Source organism: Pseudomonadota bacterium (assembly GCA_039033415.1).
In the GTDB taxonomy this organism is placed as follows: Bacteria; Pseudomonadota; Gammaproteobacteria; order Xanthomonadales; family SZUA-38; genus JANQOZ01.
The window spans coordinates 23,929-41,524 of sequence record JBCCCR010000014.1; the positions used below are offsets into that span (position 1 = coordinate 23,929).

Genomic DNA, 17,596 nt, shown 5'->3' on the forward strand with positions numbered 1-17,596 from the left:
AGGAATCGGAGGAGGGAGCAATGGTACAATGGGCGTCACCCCTAGCAAACGCTTTAGTCCCGTGACCGCCAACCCTGATGTCCGCGTCGAGCCCGGCACGCTGCTCCGCCGCTACCTGTCAGTCCGCCAGCATTCGCTGGACCTGATCGCCGACCTGACGGCGGAAGATCTCCAGATCCAGTCCATGCCGGACGTCAGCCCGGGCAAGTGGCATCTGGCTCATACCAGCTGGTTTTTCGAAACGTTTATCCTGAGGGAGATCGCTTCGTACAAGGTCTTTGACCCGAGTTTCGAAGAGCTCTACAACAGCTACTACAACGCCGTCGGGCCCCAGTTTCCGAGGCACCTCCGCGGGCTGATCAGCCGCCCAGACCTGCCCCGGGTGCTGGCCTATCGCCATCACGTCGACCAGCAGGTCAGCGAGCTGCTGGAGCACGGCTCACCCAGCGCCGACACGCTGGCCGTGATCGAGCTGGGGCTCAATCACGAGCAGCAGCACCAGGAGCTGATGCTGATGGACATCAAGCATGTCCTGTTCCAGAACCCCACCTGGCCGGCCTACAAAGCCGTCCCGCCCCCGGCGAGCCCGCCGGCGCGACCGGCGAGCTGGCTTGAAGTCGACGCCGGCGAGACTCAGATCGGCTTCGACGGCGACGGGTTTAGTTTCGACAACGAGCTGCCGCGGCACCCCGAACTGCTGACGACCCACGGCCTGGCCGACCGGCTGGTGACCAACGCCGAGTACCTGGACTTTGTCCAAGACGGCGGCTATCGCCAATCCGCTCTGTGGCTGTCGGACGGCTGGGCAACGGTACAGAACGATCATTGGCAGGCGCCGCTGTACTGGGTACACAGCGAGGACGGCTGGCAGGAGTTCACCCTCAACGGCCTGCAGCCGCTGGATCTGGCCGGACCGGTAGCGCACGTCAGCTTTTACGAGGCAGACGCGTTCGCCAGCTGGCGGGGCTGTCGCCTGCCTACCGAGGCTGAATGGGAGCACTCCGCGCACAAGGCCGGCCAGCCGCGCGGAACACTGGTCCCGCTCCCCGCCGGACCGCACTGGCCGCAGTTCACCGGCGCACTTTGGCAATGGACGCGGTCGGCCTATCAGCCGTACCCGGGTTTCCAGGCCCCCGCCGGTGCCCTGGGTGAGTACAACGGCAAATTTATGTGCAGCCAGATGGTGCTGCGGGGCAGCAGCTTTGCGACACCCGCCGGCCATGCCCGCACCACGTACCGTAACTTCTTTTATCCCCACCAGCGCTGGATGTTCTCTGGCATCCGCCTGGCTAAATCTCAATAAGAAACGCTTCATGAGTGACATCAGCTCGGTCGGCGCTCTGCTGGCCATCGAAATCGACCCCACCGAACAGATGCCCAGCCTCGAGCCGCTGGGACGGGAGCAGGCGCAGCAGCTCGGCGACGCGATGACCGCAGACCTGGCGAAAATGATGCCGGATGTTCGCAGCCTCGGGATGGCCCTCTCGGCGGCCGTTTACGATCAGACGCAGATCCTGGCGCCGGGCTTCCCGGTGCACAGCGCGCTGACCGACCTTTATCGGGAAAGCCTCGGCAGCGCCTTTCAGCCCTACTGCATGGCCCTGGGTGCCGCCGACGGCCACCTGCCCAAGCCGGCCCTGGACCCGGCCCTCAATCGCCTGACCGGCCCGCTGCTGATAGTGCCCTGGGTGCTCACCGGTCCGCCGGAACAGATCCAGGCGGCCAGCCAGGAGCTGGAGCAGGTGCTGGTGGAAAGCGGCCAGGCCTCAGCGGCCACCGCGCTGGCGCTCAATCAGCTCTTTGGTTTTAACCTGGTGCACGCTCAATATCTGACGAGCAACGATCTGGCCGCCATGCTCAGTCTGCAGTTCGCCAACGTTGGCCTGCCGGAGCTCTGGGACCTGCTGGAGGCTGCGCTCTACGCGCCCGACGAGGATCGATGGACCGTCACCGACTGCGGCAGCCGCGTGGTCTATATGAACGAGCACGTGGAGGTGCTGTTTCAGCCGTTTGACGCCTGGGCGGCCAGCGCCGACCCCGCATTGGAGCCAGGCGATCTGGCAGGCCAATATGCCGCGTGCCTTCGCAGCCAGCGCCAGATCACCGTGACGCTCACCGCGCACGGCGTGCCGGTGCGGGTGATTCCGGTTTGGGAGATGCCCGAGTCGCTGGATCGATGGCGCGAAACGCGCCCGGAGCGCAAGCCTCAGGCCATGCACTGGCACCACGTGGCCCTGGATGGACCGACGGACGGACCGGTTCAGATCACCCAACACACGGATCCGGAGCTGGGCTCGGTCGCCTTTACGGTGGCCTGGCAGGACGCCGCCGGCGAGCTGACGCGAGTAGAACACCACTATCCGCTGGTACCACAGGGCGTGGCACCGCTGATGAACAAGATGCAGGAAATCGGCGACGGCGAGCGCTGCTTTTCCTACCCCGGCAAGCTGGTGATCGACGCGACCAGCAGGACGCTCGCGGTTGACCCCGACGCGCTGGCGCCAAACTGGCATTAGCGCGCCAGTTTTTCTGGGTTCATTCAGGTAGTTTTGCCATTCGACTGCTAGACTAAGAGTCTTGATGGATACTCCACGCGCTCAGAAGATTTTCACCCGGAGGGTGTCAGATGGTCATCTGATGGCCGTGCGGAACTGGCAGCACCGGATGACCACCGATGACGCCATCATCGCGGTGCCGCTGACCCACGAGCAGCTGCAGCGTTATCGGCAGGACAAAAAGGCCGGCCTCTCGGACGAGGTAATCTTCAACGACCTGTTCCCGCCGCTGCAGCGCGACAAGATTGCGCTGCCCATCGAAGATCTCACCAAGTCGCAGCTGATCTCGCTGATCGAGCGAGTGCAGGATGTTGAGCTGCCGACGCTGCAGCGGATGTCGTGTCAGGATCTCGCCGCGCTGCTGCGCTCCCTGTGCCGGCAGCGATCCCAGACCCAGGCCTGGTTGATTTGACCCCGGCGTCGGTCTTCCCCTCCGCCTAGGCCACCGTGGACGTTTCCCACCTACTCGACGAGCTCAACGAAGCTCAGCGTGAAGCGGTGACCAGCGAGGCCGGAAACTATCTGGTCTTGGCTGGCGCGGGCAGCGGGAAAACGCGCGTTCTGGTGCACCGCATCGCCTGGTTGATCGAAGTGATGGGGTTCTCCCCGTTCAACGTGCTGGCGGTGACGTTCACCAACAAAGCCGCCGCGGAAATGCGCCAGCGCAGCGAGGCCCTCCTCGGCGGCCCGAGCCGGGGCACGTGGATCGGCACCTTCCACGGCATCGCCCACCGCCTGCTGCGCATGCACTATGAAGACGCAGGGCTGCCTCAAACCTTCCAGATTCTCGACTCGGATGACCAGCTGCGGTTGGTCAAGCGGGTGCTGAAAGACCTGGATCTGGATGAGGCCAGCTGGCCCGCGCGCCGGGCCCAGTGGTTTATCAATGACCGCAAGGACGAAGGGCAGCGCCCGAAGCATATCGAGGTGGGGGAAGACCCGATCATGCGCGGCATGCGCAACATCTACGAGGCGTACGAAGGCTACTGCGAGCGCGCCGGGCTGGTCGATTTCGCCGAGCTGCTGCTGCGCGCCCACGAACTCTGGCTGCATCGCCCGCAGGTGCTGGCGCACTATCAGGAGCGCTTCCGCCAGGTCCTCGTGGACGAGTTCCAGGACACCAACGCCATCCAATACGCCTGGGTCCGAGTGCTCACTGGCGACACCGGCAACGCCTTTGTGGTCGGAGACGACGATCAGTCCATCTACGGGTGGCGAGGCGCGCGGGTTGAGCACATGGAGCGATTCACCCGGGAGTTCCCCAACGTCGTTACGCGCCGGCTGGAGCAGAACTATCGCTCTACAGCCACCATCCTCAACGCCGCCAACGCGGTGATCTCCAACAACGACGGGCGGCTGGGCAAGAATCTCTGGACCGCCGGGGCCGAAGGTGAACGGATTCAGGTCTACGCCGCCCACAACGAACACGACGAGGCGCGGTACGTCGTCACCGAGATCGAGCGCTGGCTGGAAGAGGGGCGCGACGCCAACGAAATTGCGCTGCTCTATCGCTCCAACGCCCAGTCGCGCCTGTTTGAGGAACTGCTGGTCAATAACCGTATCCCCTACCGCGTCTACGGGGGCCTGCGCTTCTTCGAGCGCGCTGAGATCAAGGACGCGCTCGCCTACCTGCGGCTGCTGGCCAGCCGCGACGACGATACGGCCTTCGACCGGGTCGTCAACGTGCCGGCGCGCGGGATCGGAGAGCGCACCGTCGCAGCCGTGCGCAACATGGCGCGCTCGCGCGACTGCTCCCTGTGGCGAGCGGCCCAGGTGCTGATTATCGAAGAAGGCGTGAGCGGGCGGGCGGCCAACGCCCTGCAGCGGTTTCTCGAACTCATCGAAACCATGCACCGCGACTGCGGCGACCAGGAGCTGGAGTTTCAGATCCAGCACGTGACCAAAGCCAGCAACATCATCGCCCACTACGAACGGGAGCCCGCCGACAAGCTGGAAGGCCGTCGGGAAAACCTTGCTGAACTGGTGAACGCCGGCCGCGGTTTTGCGCTGCCGCCGGACGATGAAGACGCGGGCTTAAGCAGGCTCGAATCGTTCCTGGCGCACGCTGCGCTGGAGGCCGGCGAAGGCCAGGCTGAGGCCTGGGAAAACTGTGTCCAGCTGATGACGCTGCACAGCGCCAAGGGGCTGGAGTTTCCGCTGGTATTCCTGGTCGGCATGGAGCAGGGGCTGTTTCCCAACCAGCGGGCCGCCGAAGAATCCGGCCGCATGGAGGAGGAGCGCCGCCTCTGCTATGTCGGCATCACGCGCGCCATGGAGCATCTGGTCATCACGCACGCCGAGTCGCGCCGCTGGCACGGCAGCCACAATTTCCAGCGCCCCTCACGGTTCCTGAGCGAACTGCCGAGGGAGCTGATCCACGAGGTCCGCCCAAAAGCCAGCATGCCGCGCTCGCCGGCGCCCGGCGTTCTCCACACGTCACTGGAGGAACCAGGGCCACGCCTCGCGCTAGGCACCAGAGTCCGCCACAAGACCTTCGGCGAGGGAATGGTGATGGATTTTGAGGGGAGCGGCGACCACGCCCGCGTCCAGGTGAACTTCGAAGACGCCGGCAGAAAGTGGCTGGTCCTCAGCTACGCCAATCTAGAAGAGCTGTAGTTCTCAATCAGCCGCCAGCCGGCAAGTTCGCGCGATCGACTACCCAGGCGAATCGGCTGTCCGGCCGTTTTGCCGGAACGAAGCCTCAAATTCAGAAGAAACGTAGTCGGGACGCACCGGCATAAGCGCCGGTGCATCCGCAAGAGTTACTGAGGCGCCGCCGGCGGAACCTCAAAGCTGCGCTCGATAATCAGGTCATCAAACACCCGCCGGAAGACCTGGATCGAGTTGTCGACGCTGCTGGTGACGTAAATGTGGCGATCGTCCGGGCTGAACTTCACGTCCACCGGACCGCGCAGGTTGGTGATGGCCCCATCCCCGTCGCGCAGGATTTCCGCCAGCACCAGCTGGCCAAAGTTCGCCTGCTCCGCGTTAGCCTGCCGCTTGAACAACGTCAGGCTGTTGTCGTCCAGGCCGAGGACGGCAACCAGCTGGCCGTCAGCGCTGATCGCCACCGCGTTAGGTCCGAGCATCGAGAACAGCGCGCCGCTGCCGCCGGTCAAGGTCTCCTGCAGCGTCAGCCCGCCGTCTTCGGCTCGACTGAAGATCACCAGGTTGTTGTTGGTCGCTCCGGCCACGTACAGGTGGCGACCGTCTGGCGAAATCGCCATGGCTGAGGCGCCGGCAAGGCCGGTAATGCCGCCGACGTTGTCGCGGTAGTTTTCCACGAAGGTCAGCTGGCCCACCCCGCCGCCGGTATCCACCGTATTGCGCGAGAACAGCGCCACCAGGTTATCCAGCGACGCGCTCACGTAAACAGACTCACCGTCCGGCGAGATCACCACATCGCTGGCACCGGCCAAACCACCGTCGTTGCGCGACTGGATAAAGCCCAGCGGGTTCGGCCCGGATCCAACGTTGAAGGCGTTGATCGCGCCAGCGTTCCGACCCACAGCGTAGAAGGACGCACCATCCGAAGATGCGGCCAGCGCGCCGACACCGTCAAGGCCCGGAATCGGCCCGAGGTCATCGGTGGTCGTTGCCAGGCTCAGGACGCCGCCGGCGTTTCGGCTCAGCACCGAAACCGCGTTGTCGTTGGTGGCTGATGCGAACACCAGCGCGCCGTCCGGCGTTGTGGCGAGGTCGGAGACGCCGTCGAGGAGCGCCTGCGTAAAGCCGCTCGACCCGGTGTTGTAGGCGGTTGAGAACACCAGACCACCCGTATCAGCGCTCCGGCCAAAAGCGCCCACTGTATCGGTGGCTCGACCGGCGACATAGACGTCGTTACCGTCCGGGCTGACGAGTACGCCGGCCGCTCCGGACAGGCCGTCTACCCCATTCTGTCCCTGGGTCAACGTGTCTACCGGATCGACCGAAGGATTGAAGGCCGGATCGATGATGGTTGCTGACGCGACGCCGTCCACGAGGATTGCGTTGGTTGGCAGGGTGAGCTCCAGATCGAACTGCTCGTCTGGTTCGACGAAACCGTCCGCCAGCAGGGGCACGGAGATTGTTCCGGTTGGGTTGCCGGCTGGAATAATCAGTATGTCCGCGGCCGTGACGTAGTCTTCCCCAGCCGTCGCGGTTCGCTGCAGCGTGAGGTAGGACACGCGCACCTCCTGAGCCGCAACGCGAGACAGCGATACGGTGAAGTCCGCGGTGGCGATACCGTTGCTCGTCGGCTCGATCACGGTGATGTCATCAACACTCAGCAGCGGCAGATCGTCGTCGCCGATGATGGTGACGTCAGCGGTGCCGTCCGCAATATTGGCTGAGCTGGCTGAGGTGACGTTCACGGTGAAGAGCTCGTTGCCCTCCACATCGTTGTCGCCGCAGACGTCCACGGAGATGGTTCCTTCAAGCTCGCCCGCCGGAATCATCAGCTGACCGCTGCCCGCAATGTAGTCCCCACCAGGGCAGGCGCCGGCAACCGCACTGCCGTCAGCGGTCTGCCAGTCGACGGTGACGATGGCGCTGACGGTTGTGCTGAGTCGCACCGGCACGGAGGCGCTGGACAGGACGTTGCCGTTGCCCTCAACCACCGTGATGTCGTCAAGCGTCAGGTTCGGGAAGCCAGTCAGGTTGCCTGGATCCAGATCCAGGCGTCGTGCGGTGCCTTCCTCGCCGACCGTGGTGGACGCCGCGAGCTCGCCGGCGACAAAAATTTGGGCGTTCTCCCCCGGCCGAGCCGTGTTGGGCGCCCGCGGGTCGACCGAGTCCATCGGGATGCGCAAAGCGTAAACCCCCTCCAGCGTCGGATCATCGCCAAGTTTATAGGTTACGAGCGGTTCGCTTTGCCCGGCCAAAACCAGCGTGATTGGCGTTCCGTCGGCGACCGGTGCGCCAAAGAGCGTCACCGTGCCGTAGAGCACGTGATCGGGCTCTGGGATTCTGGCCTGTACTAGCTGGGCGAGGCCCAGCAGGAGCAGGGAAAGCAGAGACATGAGGCCTACGGGCCGCGCGTGATTTAGTCTTCTCATGATCAGTTCCCCGAGTAGGCGTAGGTCTGGAAGAACAGCGCGATGTCGTCAATACCGTTGCCGTCCCGGGTTCCCCCGCCTCCGGGTGTCAGCTGTCCGTTGATGAACACGTCCAGCCCCTCGTCCGGGTCAAACAACAGCGCCTCGCCAGGAATAATCAGCAGCCATTCCCGATTCCAGACCGAGCGGCCGATCAGTCGGCTGTCGGTGATGACCTCCGACGGGTCAAACTCTCCGCCAAAGTGGAAGGCACGGAAGCGCGAGAATCGACGGATATCGGTGCTGTTGCCGATCAGGGTGTCCGTGGGCACCCAGGTGGCGCTGTCCAGATCCTGGGCACCCAGCTGGAATGGCACCGGGATGGTCTGGTCAACGATGTTCCATTCCCGAGTCGAGAAGTTGTTGGCCGCCGGTGCCCGAAGCACATCAGCTCCCACGGGGAACAGATACACGCGGGGAGTATTCGATAGCGGCAGGCCCTCATAATTGCCAAACCAGACGCCGGCCGACCGGATCTTGGTGGCAAAGTTTGACGAGTCGTAGGCGCTGTCTCCCGGCCCGATCGGGTTGCCGAAGTAGTTCAGCGAGAACGAGACGGTGGTCGGGAATCGGATCACAATGCCTGGCTGCGGCCCGGCGCTCTCCGGCGCAAAGGGCCTGGCGAAGCGGCGAAACTCCGGCAGATTAAACAGATTCGCCACCCGGTTTTCTTCCAGGATGGCCCGCCAGGACGCGTCAGCCTCATCGTCGTCGCCGGCGATGCGGAAAAGCTCCTGCCGCAGTGAGAACCGATTGGTTTCGGTCTGCGGATTGTTGAAACCCATCTGGCCTTTGAGCACCTCAAAGTTCGCATCCATCCGCCCCATGGGATCCGCCAGGCCGCGGGATCCTGGCACCGGCGCGCCGCCGATGATCTGCCCGAGGCTTCGCTCGCGCACAATCTGGGTCAGGAATCCTTCACCCGCCTGGCCATCGCTGCCGAGCAGGTTGGTCTCATAATCGTAGGCCGTGGCTGCCAGATAGACATAGCGGGCTGCCAGATCAAAGGCGGCCCGATATTTCTGGAGGGCATCGTTCCGGAAAATCCGGAAAGCCAGATCTTCATAGCGATATTCCTGCACCGCCGCGGCGCCGAGTTTGCGGAAGTTGATGAGCTGCTGCAGCGTGCGCTGGCCTTCCGCCAGCGTTGAGAAGTAGGCGCCCTGCATCTCAAGCACGTTCTGTGCCCGGGAGAAAACCTCCGCCCGCGCCAGTGGCTCCCGGCGCAGCAGCGCGTCGAGTTCACCTTTGAGGTTGAACAGCTCGAGGCGCGCATCCTGCACCTGGCTCTCGATCGCCGCCTGCTGGCTGACGTCTTCTTTGGCCGCTGAGGTGGCGTTGGACGCAATGTCCAGCCCGTCCCCGATAGCGTCCGCAATGCCCGTGGCCGAAACCCCGGCTGCCTGAACCGTGCACTCCGCGGTGGAGAAGACATCACCACCGGCCGCGAGTCCCGCGACGAAGTTACCCGGCACGCAGGTCGCTGCGGTCTTGAAGCTGCCGTCGATAATCTTCCCCACCTGCCGGGCGGCGATGGCAGCGTTGCTCAGCACCTCCGCAGCAATGGTCAGATCGCGCAGCTCCTGGCGCTCGCTGTTGGCGATACTGATCTGCTCGCGACGGATGTCGAAGGTGGCTTCGATCGTGTCGATCTGGTCGGCCACATCTCGGCGCAGGTTCTCGTATTCTCGCAGGCCGCGATCCAAGGCCACCCGCGATTCGAACAGCTTGTTGAGCGCGTCCTGGAGGCGTCCCGGCGCACGGCGTTGACCGGTCCATTCCGGCGGCTTGGTGAAGGCGAAACCCACAATGTCCGAATCGATGGTGGTGTACGGCACCTCCAGCAGCTGGTTGTCAGCCGGGTCACCCAGACTGCAACCGTCTTCCAGCGGCGTGGCATCACAGCCCAGATCGTCCGCTTCACCCGAGATGTTGAAGTAGTTCAGGCCGTTAACCATCGGCGAGTAGTTGCCGTTGAACGTATTGAGCGTCGCGGGCCTCAGCGGCGTTCCGTTGTTGCCGCTCAAGTCGAAGACCGTTCCCTCAAGCGCGTTCACGTCCACGTACATGTAGTGATAAAGGTCGGGTCCGTCATAACCCGCCGGGTACGTGCCGCCCGGACCGATGTCGTCGACAAACGGATAGCCGAAGATCTCGATCAAGCGGTTGTTGAAATCGAGCTCCTGGGCGGCGGAGTTCACCTGCAGATCCTCGACCTCATTTTCGTTGAAGCGCAGCATCCGATTCAGATTGTTGGAGAAGTCCCACACCTGCACGGCGTTATCCAACGCGGTGGAGGCCCGGTCATAAATCTGCTCGAAATGGGTTTCACCGGCGTCCACCAGCGACGGGTCGATGTCGAAGGGCACGATACCTTTCGACAGGCCCAGCGGATTGAGGCCCTGATCCGCCTCGTCGAGCTGCGCCTGAATCGACGCGTGGTGCGACTGGATCTCGGCCAGCTCTGACACCGTGCTTCGGTCGACCTTCTGAATACCCTGCTTCGTCGGATCCGGCTCCTCAACCTGCAGGATCGAGGTGGCGGTCACCCAATCGAAGTAGGCGCCCTGCCCGGCTCGGCGACCCCACTCGGTGAGGCCCCAGGCTCGATCGGGATCGATGTCCTTGTAACCCTGCCACTGGCCGGCCGGGTCTTCGACGTAGGCAGAGCGGTAGGTCAGATCGACAATCTCAGCGCCGGCCCGCGCCTTGGCGGCGGCGGTTTCGGCGAACTGCCGCTCGTCCTGGAAATCGACGGTGATGGGCACACCCGCCACCGTGACGGCCTCAGCTCGAGGCACCCAGGTGAAAAACGGCTCCCGCAGCAGGTCGTAGTAGATGTCCAGCCCGGTCAGGTAGTGGCCCCATGCGTCGCCATGGCCCTGCGGGAACTGAATTCGCGCATCAAACTCGTCGAGCACGCCGTCGTTGTTCTGGTCGGAGATGTTGTACGACAGCGCGTACGCCACCTCACCCTCACCGGTTGTGAAGTTCCAGAACAGGCGGTTATAGACCGGGTTGGCCGCCACCGGACCACCCGAATCGTCGCGCCCGCGCAGCAGAACCAGCTCCTCTTCCAGCACGCTGCTGAGCTGGTTCTGGAAGTTGAAGATCGCCGGCGCGAGCGTGAAATAGGGCGGCCGATTCACGTCGACACCAATCGCCGGATCCTGGGCGTCAGCGTAGGCCTCGTTACCCAGCAGCGTGTAGAAGTCGACGATTCGGGAGGCCACCAGCAGCACGGCGTTGTTGGCCGGGCCGAAGTCCACGGGCGGGGTTGCCCCCGAAGACAGCGAGATCGCGCGCCGCATCACTGTGGTGTAGGCCTCAATCAGGCCGATACCGTTCAGGTTATCGGGGTCGTTGTTGAGCGCGATATCGCCCTCGTAACGCTCGCCGAGCTGGATCAGCATACTGGCAAAGTTGTTGGTCGCTGCCTGGGCAAAGTTCTGCACCCGGGCCTCAAACGGATTTAAGCGGGAGACAACCCGCTTGACCCAGCCTTCGGCCAGCTGGGCACGGGGCTCCAGCGGCGTGGCGCCGGGCTGGCCGGCGAAGATGCTGAACTCGGTCTGGTTGCCGCAATTGGGCAGTCCGCGATAGCGGGCGATGTACCAGTTGTCAGACAGCGTCTGGATGTTGGCCCCTTCGATGCTGATTTCCACCGCACCCATCGGGTTATCCACGGGAAACTGGATCCAGCCGTTGAGCTGACCAGCGTCAGTGTCTGGCAGCGGGAAAGGCGGCGTGCCATCGAGATCCGGCTGGAAGAACCATTCAAACTCGAGCGCATCCGGGTTTCCACCAAAGTCGCCGCTGTGGCGCAGCACCAGCTGCTCATCGAAGATGTTGTCCGGCGAGATGATCTGGATCTGGCCCTGATAGGTGCTAAAAATATCAGCGTCCGCCGGGTCCACCGGCGGTGGCGGTGACTGCAGGCAGTCAATCCGAATCACCTGCAGGCTAACCGGCAGCGGGGTCAGGCCCGGATCGTTGTTGAAGGCGAGCGTCAGGAAGCCGCTTCCCTGGGAAAAGCCGGCGGTCAGCGCCGGGCTCACGCCGGTCGCCGTAAATTGCTCCAAGATGCCGTCGCCGTTGCTGTCCTGCTGGCCGATCAGCACGTCGGAATCGGTGACCGAGCGCACCGCGCTGCAGACACGCTCGTTGCTTTCGTTGATCGAGCTGGCTTCGCAGATCTGCTGGATGCCCTGCGGGTTGCGAGTCAGTCGAAACAGGTCCTGCACCGCCTGCTGCCAGCCGGAGTCGCTGTCGAGCGACAGCAGGATATCCCGATCGCGGAAGCTCATGACGTTGAGCAACAGCAGCGGCTCACCCGCGCCGGTTGCGTCGAACACGCCGGCGAACGACAGCCGGCCGTTGAGCGGGTCAAACGACAGGCGCTGTCGGATGGACGCCGGCAGCTTCAGCGTGCCGGAGACGTTGCCAAGGATGATGCGCTGGCCGCTGGTGTTGAGCTCACTGGCGATCCCCGCCGGCAGCGCGGCCAGGTCAACCGTGCGCGGATTCAGCGGATCGATCAGCTGCGCCAGCGCGTTGGCTGGCGCCGGCGTGGCAGACGCGTCGCGGATCTCGTCGAAGGCGATCTGCACCGCCGCCTGGTTAACGATGTCGGGCAGGCCGCGCTTGGGTTCCAGAAGCGTTTCGCCGGGAATCAGCTGCGGCGGGTTATCGGGCCAGGTGATGTCGTAGCTGACCAGGATCGGGTCATTCGGATTGCTGCTGCCGCCCAGTGCCTCGGGCAAACGGGCCAGCCAGGGCACGCAGTCGCCGGTGTCGATATCGTTTTCGTCGTTGTTGTCCAGGTCAAAGAAAAAGCCTGCCTGGGTCGGATAGAAAAAGCGGACCGCACCGCTGCCGGCAGACGAGCTCCAGAGCTGGTTGGTGTAGTCCATGAAAAACGGCGGAGGCGGCTGAGGATCGGTGGCCGCCTGACCCACAACATTAGTTTGTGCGCAGCCCGGCAGCAGACTGACTGGATAAGGGGGCGCGACCGTGGTGGCTGCGGTGCCGGAGAAGCGGAAGTTGTTGAACCCCGCGCCGGTAGCAAGCACCTGGTAAACACGGAAACGCTGGGCGTTGGCGCCGCTGTCGAAGTATTTGACCAGCACATAGGGGTCAGAAGCGGCATTGACGTCGCCGGCCAGCTGCGAGCCGAAGTCGCTGCGCAGCGCAAAGATCGCCTGCAGGCCGGTGCCAGTGGACGATGGCGCAAAAAACGCGTGCTCGTCGTTCGGGTTGTAGCCCGGCAGATTTACGTCGGGCTGCTGATAAACCTGGGTGTTCTCAAACACCAGCGGATCGAGCGGCTGCTGGCCAAACGCCTCGCCGCCCCGCTCGCTGGCCACCACAATCAGGTCGGCGTCGAGCGGCCAAAACGGTTCGTAGCTGACCGGCTTCTCGGGCCAGAAAACTCCCATGGCTTTGCGCCGGTACCAGCTCACCACCAGCTCTTTGGTGGCGTCCTGGGACCGGGTGGTCAGGCTCCGGTTCACCGGAATCACCGCGCCGGTCCGGCCGGCACGGTCGTAAGCCGCGTTGGGACCAACGCCGTCGTAAAACGCGTTTTCATTGAGCACGTAGCCGGTGCGACCCAGCTCGTTGTGATAGGGGTCGGTAATCGGCTGACCGATCTCCGCCGGGACGCCTCCCTCAAACAGCTGGGCAGCCGCCGGGGGCACCGTTCGCACCACCTGAACAACTCCCTCGAACGTCGTATCCTGCGGCTCCGGACCCCGCACGTAGATCAGGGACGAAAAGCCGGTGGTGGTGGCTTCGAACAGACCGGTGTTGACGGTGGCGTCGTTGGGCCTTGAGTTGGGGGTGACGATTCGCAGGAAGGTGAACGAGTTGTCCGCCGGCTCCGCTTCAACGGGAGACCCCGCCACGTGGATCTGCAGGCAGTCGGCGAAGCTGGCGTCCGTGCACGGGTCGACCGGCCACTGCACCGAGCCCTGGCTCGGCGTGCGGTCATCATCCTGGAGCGGCAGCCCCTGCTTGCGCCAGCGAATCTCGATGTTTTCGATGTCCTGCAACGGGATCAGTCGCGCGTCGAGGCCGGTGATCGGCGGCGCCCAGTAAAAGAGGTTGCCCCCCAGCGCGTCGACCGGCTCACCGTCGATGAAGAAGTCAGGCTGGAAAGTCAGGTCGTCGACCTTGGCGTCCGGTGGCGGAGGCACCGGCACACCCACCGTCCAGGAGCTGCGCTGGAACCAAACCCCGTCGGTCGACAGGTTGCCGACAAACGCATCGGTGTCGCCCAGGCTTTCGATCGACTGCGCTTCGCCAAAGACGGCAAACCCGGTGATCTCACCGGTCACATAGAGGTTTGACGCATCGCGGCCGTCGATGGCCACACCCGCGTCACACTGGCTGCCACCCGCGCGGCCGGGCACACCGTCGGTGACGTCGTACGTATCGCCGCCCGTCACCCACAGCCACGAGCCGTTACTGCCGTCGAGGCCGGCTACGTAGACGTCGCCGCAGGCGGCGTCGGTAGAGGTCAGCGAGCCATCGATCAACGGATCGGTGGTGAAGACCGTGGTACCTCGGAACTGGCCGGTGGCATAAACGCGGAAGGTGCCGCCGTCAGCCACCGCCGCGACGCCCAGCGCCCGGCTCGAGGGCGCGGACTTGCTCCACTCACAGTTCAGCGTGGCACCGTTGAGTGAGGCCACAAACGAGGCGTCCGCCAGCGCGGTGGACTGGCAATAGGTGACCGCGGCGCTGGTCTCGGCCGCCAGGATCAGGCGGGACGTGTCCGGGCTCAGCTCAACATCGTTGACCTCAAGACCTTCCGGCAGGTTGGTGATATCGCTGAAGGCGGGGCTGCCCGCCGTGTCGTTGACGACCGACACGAAGCTGGTGCCGGCGCCGCGCGCGGAGACGGCAAAGTCGTCGACGTGCCAGTAGTCGAAGTCGGAGCCGCTGGCGGTCAGCAAACGAAAGCGCACCCGGAAGCCGGCATGAAAGGCGTCGTCCGGCAGGAAAATCCGGTCTGCGGTGACGTTATTCACAACCTGCCCGGGCGTCCCGTTGCCGGGGAACTCGACGAGGAATTTGTAGCTACCGTCGGAAGCGAGGTAGTCAACGCGCAGGTTTTCACCTGAGTCCGGCTGCTCGCTGCCGGCTGAGTCGCTGCCGCGCTGCGCTAAGAAGTCGAGGCTGGCAAATTCGAGTCCCTGGAGGTTGTAAACCGGTGACTGCACGTCGACTCGACCGTGACGGAGGAAGAGCATCCGGCGACCAAACGCGTCGCCCACGCCTGACCGGGTACCGTTGGTCGTGGTCCAGCCGCTGGGCACGCCGCCGATGCTGGCAAAGGTTTCGGTGGCCGTGATGGTATCGCCGGGGCCCGCATACCGGCCGGCAATAAACGCGCGCCCGTCACCGGCCACGCTCATGTGGTTAATCCGCTCAAGGTTGGAGCTGGCGCCACCGCGATCAACCACGGTCTCCCAGGTGCCGGTGGGTGACAGGTGCGCAACGAACATGTTTTCGAACTGGTCTTCAGCCGTGAAACAGGCGTTGGTGCTCGAGATTGTGCCGCCGGTGTAGCTGGCGCTACAGACGTAGGAGCCGGCGACAATCACGGCGTCGGGTACGGGAGGAATAGTCGAGTTGGTGCCCGGCACAACGCCGACTGAGGAGATGCTGTCGTCCAGGTCGCCACCAAAGGCGCGGGCCCACTCAAACTGTCCGGAGCTGTCGAGCTTGGCGACAAAACCGTCGCGGGTGTTCGGATCGCCCGTGCCGCCCGTGCCGGACCGCAGCAGGGTCCCGCCGATCAGCGCATCCCCAAAAAACTCACCGACAAGATAGACGTTTTCGGCGCCATCAATTGCCAAAGCCCGGGCGCGAACGGCTGAGCTGCCGCCGGCCGCCTGGGCCCACTGCAGCGTGCCGCCCTGACTGATCTTGGCGACGATTACGTCATCCAGGGAGTTCTCGGAGGTAAGGATTTCACCACCAAAGTCGGTTAGACCCTGGAAGTTACCCACCACGTAAATGTCGCCGCTCGGGCCCACCTTGACGTCGATCGCCTGGTCGGCGAGCGAGCTGCCGCCCCCGGTGGGCCACTGCGCCCAGGCGATGCCGCCGGCGCTGATCCATAGCGCCAGAGTGGCTGCCAACGTCCGCGTAAAGGCGGAGAAAAGGGATTGCTGTCGTTCCATGATCATGCTCCGGCGCCTCATTGATTCAACACCGATACGTTGGAGACTTTTTCAAGTCTGAAGGGCCCTTCCACAAAAATGGTGTTGCGGTGCAGCCCGGAAATCGCCTCAGAAAACACGCCGGAAACGATGCTGCTGCCGTATTCCGGAAGGTTCTGGTTGCTGGGGTCATCCGAGGAAAAGCTCAGCGAAAAATCGCGGGTAATCTGGGGCGCCTCGGTCAATGGGTTCAAGAACTGGGCGTCCAGGTTGTCGTGGTCCGGATGGAATCTGTGTTTAAACGGATTGATCGGGTCATCGGAGTTGATCACGATCTGGCCGCTGAAGCTGCCGTCCGGATCGAACGACCCGGGCAGCTCGATGAACTGCTCCATAAAATCGAAGCTGACCGTGCTGTAGCGAATCCCCACCGGGATCCCGGCCCGCGTCTTGGCGCCGGTGAAGTTAGCGATCAGGTTGTCGTCCGTCACCAGCACGTAGCGACCGGGCGTGGCGTCGGTCATAAAAGCCGGATTCACGGTTGAGGGCTCCATGGTGCCCTCTTCAAACAGCACGATGACCTCCTTTAAGAGCCGAACGGTTCCCAGACCGTCGATGTGCACAATCAGCCGAATCGGGAAGTTGGAGCCCGCCGCCAGCGGTGTGGTGCCGGCCAGCTGAGATTCGCTCACCTGGTTGACGCGCGCTGACCCGACCCAAAGGCCGGCAAACTCGTTCACGCCACCACCCTTCTGCTGGAGGCCGGCTTGCTTCAAGGCCGCTGCGGGAATGACCGGCTGCAGGGTGTTGGCGCCGACAAACAGCAAGCGGCGGATACCCATGCCGTTGCTGATTTCGAGGATCTCTTCCATCCGGGTATCGGTGAACTGGTTGCGCCGAACGCCGAGGTTCAGCAGCAGGTCGCCGCCGGCCCCGATCGGCAGATCCAGCGATGGCGGCAGCGCCGGCCAGGCGACCTCGCTGGTGTCGGGGTCGATCTGTTCGAAGGCCAGCGGCATCGTACCGGTAGAGACCGTGCGTACCGTAATGTCGGTTGCGACCGCGTTTTCATTTTCGATCGCGACGGTCTGCTGACTGACCGCAGAGCTGTATTCAAGTTCACCATCCTGATCGACCGAAACCTGGAAAGGACCTTGAAAGGCGGACGGACCCTCGCTGAACACCCAGTAGGCACGACCGGAATCGATAAAGGTGTTGGCCGGGTCGGTGACTTCTTCCCAGTTGCCCTGACTGCTGAGCGCGAAGATCGGCTGATTCTGGTGGGCGGAGGAGGCTTCGAAATATTCGCCAAAGGTCAGCGGACTGGCGGGGTCCACCTCGAAACCGGTGAGCGTAAACGCGTCAGCGGCCCAGGCGCGGGATCGGATCACGGGCTTGCCGGTCACGCTCCAGGTAACCGGCGTATCGCTGTCCAGGTCGATCAGATAGGCGACGTTGGCGGTCAAGGTATACAGGTTGCTCAGAAACGCTTCAGGCCGGGGCTCCGGAAAGTAGCCAAACCACCCTTCGACGTTCATCAGCCCCTCCGAGGGGTCCTGGATGTAATCCAGCCCTGGACGGTCGGGGATAAAACGCCAGACGCTGGCCACCGGCGTGCCGGCGAGTGCCGCCTCCATATCGGGCTGATCCGGGAGGACCTCCAGATATACGGCGTTCCAGCCAGGCTGTAGTTCAAAAGTCTGGGTAAAGCGCGCCTGGCCTTGGGCCCCGCCGGCAAGAGCGACGAGTCCGAGCAGCAGTAATGCGCGATTCAAATAGGCGTTCAACCTGATCA

Annotated in this window: 7 protein-coding genes; 4 read left to right on the forward strand and 3 right to left on the reverse strand. The window is 63.7% G+C overall.

The window, feature by feature from the left end:
* Window positions 1-28: 28 nt before the first annotated feature.
* From egtB to uvrD, 4 genes are all read left to right on the forward strand, one after another.
* On the forward strand, window positions 29-1,303 hold the full coding sequence (egtB, locus tag AAF358_12910) for an ergothioneine biosynthesis protein EgtB (GenBank protein MEM7706453.1): 1,275 nt from the start codon (window positions 29-31) through the stop codon (window positions 1,301-1,303).
* Window positions 1,304-1,313: 10 nt separating this feature from the next.
* Complete coding sequence (locus tag AAF358_12915) at window positions 1,314-2,516, forward strand: hypothetical protein (protein ID MEM7706454.1); 1,203 nt, start codon at window positions 1,314-1,316, stop codon at window positions 2,514-2,516.
* Between the two features lie 64 nt (window positions 2,517-2,580).
* Complete coding sequence (locus AAF358_12920; GenBank protein MEM7706455.1) at window positions 2,581-2,967, forward strand: hypothetical protein; 387 nt, start codon at window positions 2,581-2,583, stop codon at window positions 2,965-2,967.
* A 35-nt stretch (window positions 2,968-3,002) separates the two neighbouring features.
* Window positions 3,003-5,171: a DNA helicase II gene (uvrD, locus tag AAF358_12925; GenBank protein MEM7706456.1), complete on the forward strand. Its 2,169-nt coding sequence runs from the start codon at window positions 3,003-3,005 to the stop codon at window positions 5,169-5,171.
* Window positions 5,172-5,317: 146 nt separating this feature from the next.
* Here uvrD and AAF358_12930 read toward each other — a convergent pair whose 3' ends face one another.
* Genes AAF358_12930 through AAF358_12940 form a run of 3 tightly spaced genes read right to left on the reverse strand, consistent with a single transcriptional unit; the run spans window position 5,318 to window position 17,576 of the window.
* Window positions 5,318-7,591, reverse strand: a complete 2,274-nt coding sequence (locus tag AAF358_12930; GenBank protein MEM7706457.1) for a beta-propeller fold lactonase family protein — start codon at window positions 7,589-7,591, stop codon at window positions 5,318-5,320.
* Window positions 7,592-7,593: 2 nt separating this feature from the next.
* Entirely contained in the window at window positions 7,594-15,822 is an 8,229-nt protein-coding gene (locus AAF358_12935; protein ID MEM7706458.1) for a hypothetical protein, read from the reverse strand.
* Window positions 15,823-15,839: 17 nt separating this feature from the next.
* Complete coding sequence (locus tag AAF358_12940; protein ID MEM7706459.1) at window positions 15,840-17,576, reverse strand: hypothetical protein; 1,737 nt, start codon at window positions 17,574-17,576, stop codon at window positions 15,840-15,842.
* Between the last annotated feature and the right edge of the window lie 20 nt (window positions 17,577-17,596).

Bases quoted from the DNA above. Each gene is read 5' to 3' on its own strand.
- AAF358_12915 (MEM7706454.1), top strand. From the start codon at position 1,314: ATGAGTGACATCAGCTCGGTCGGCGCTCTGCTGGCCATCGAAATCGAC.
- AAF358_12935 (MEM7706458.1), bottom strand. From the start codon at position 15,822: ATGGAACGACAGCAATCCCTTTTCTCCGCCTTTACGCGGACGTTGGCA.
- AAF358_12930 (MEM7706457.1), bottom strand. From the start codon at position 7,591: ATGAGAAGACTAAATCACGCGCGGCCCGTAGGCCTCATGTCTCTGCTT.
- egtB (MEM7706453.1), top strand. From the start codon at position 29: ATGGGCGTCACCCCTAGCAAACGCTTTAGTCCCGTGACCGCCAACCCT.
- AAF358_12920 (MEM7706455.1), top strand. From the start codon at position 2,581: ATGGATACTCCACGCGCTCAGAAGATTTTCACCCGGAGGGTGTCAGAT.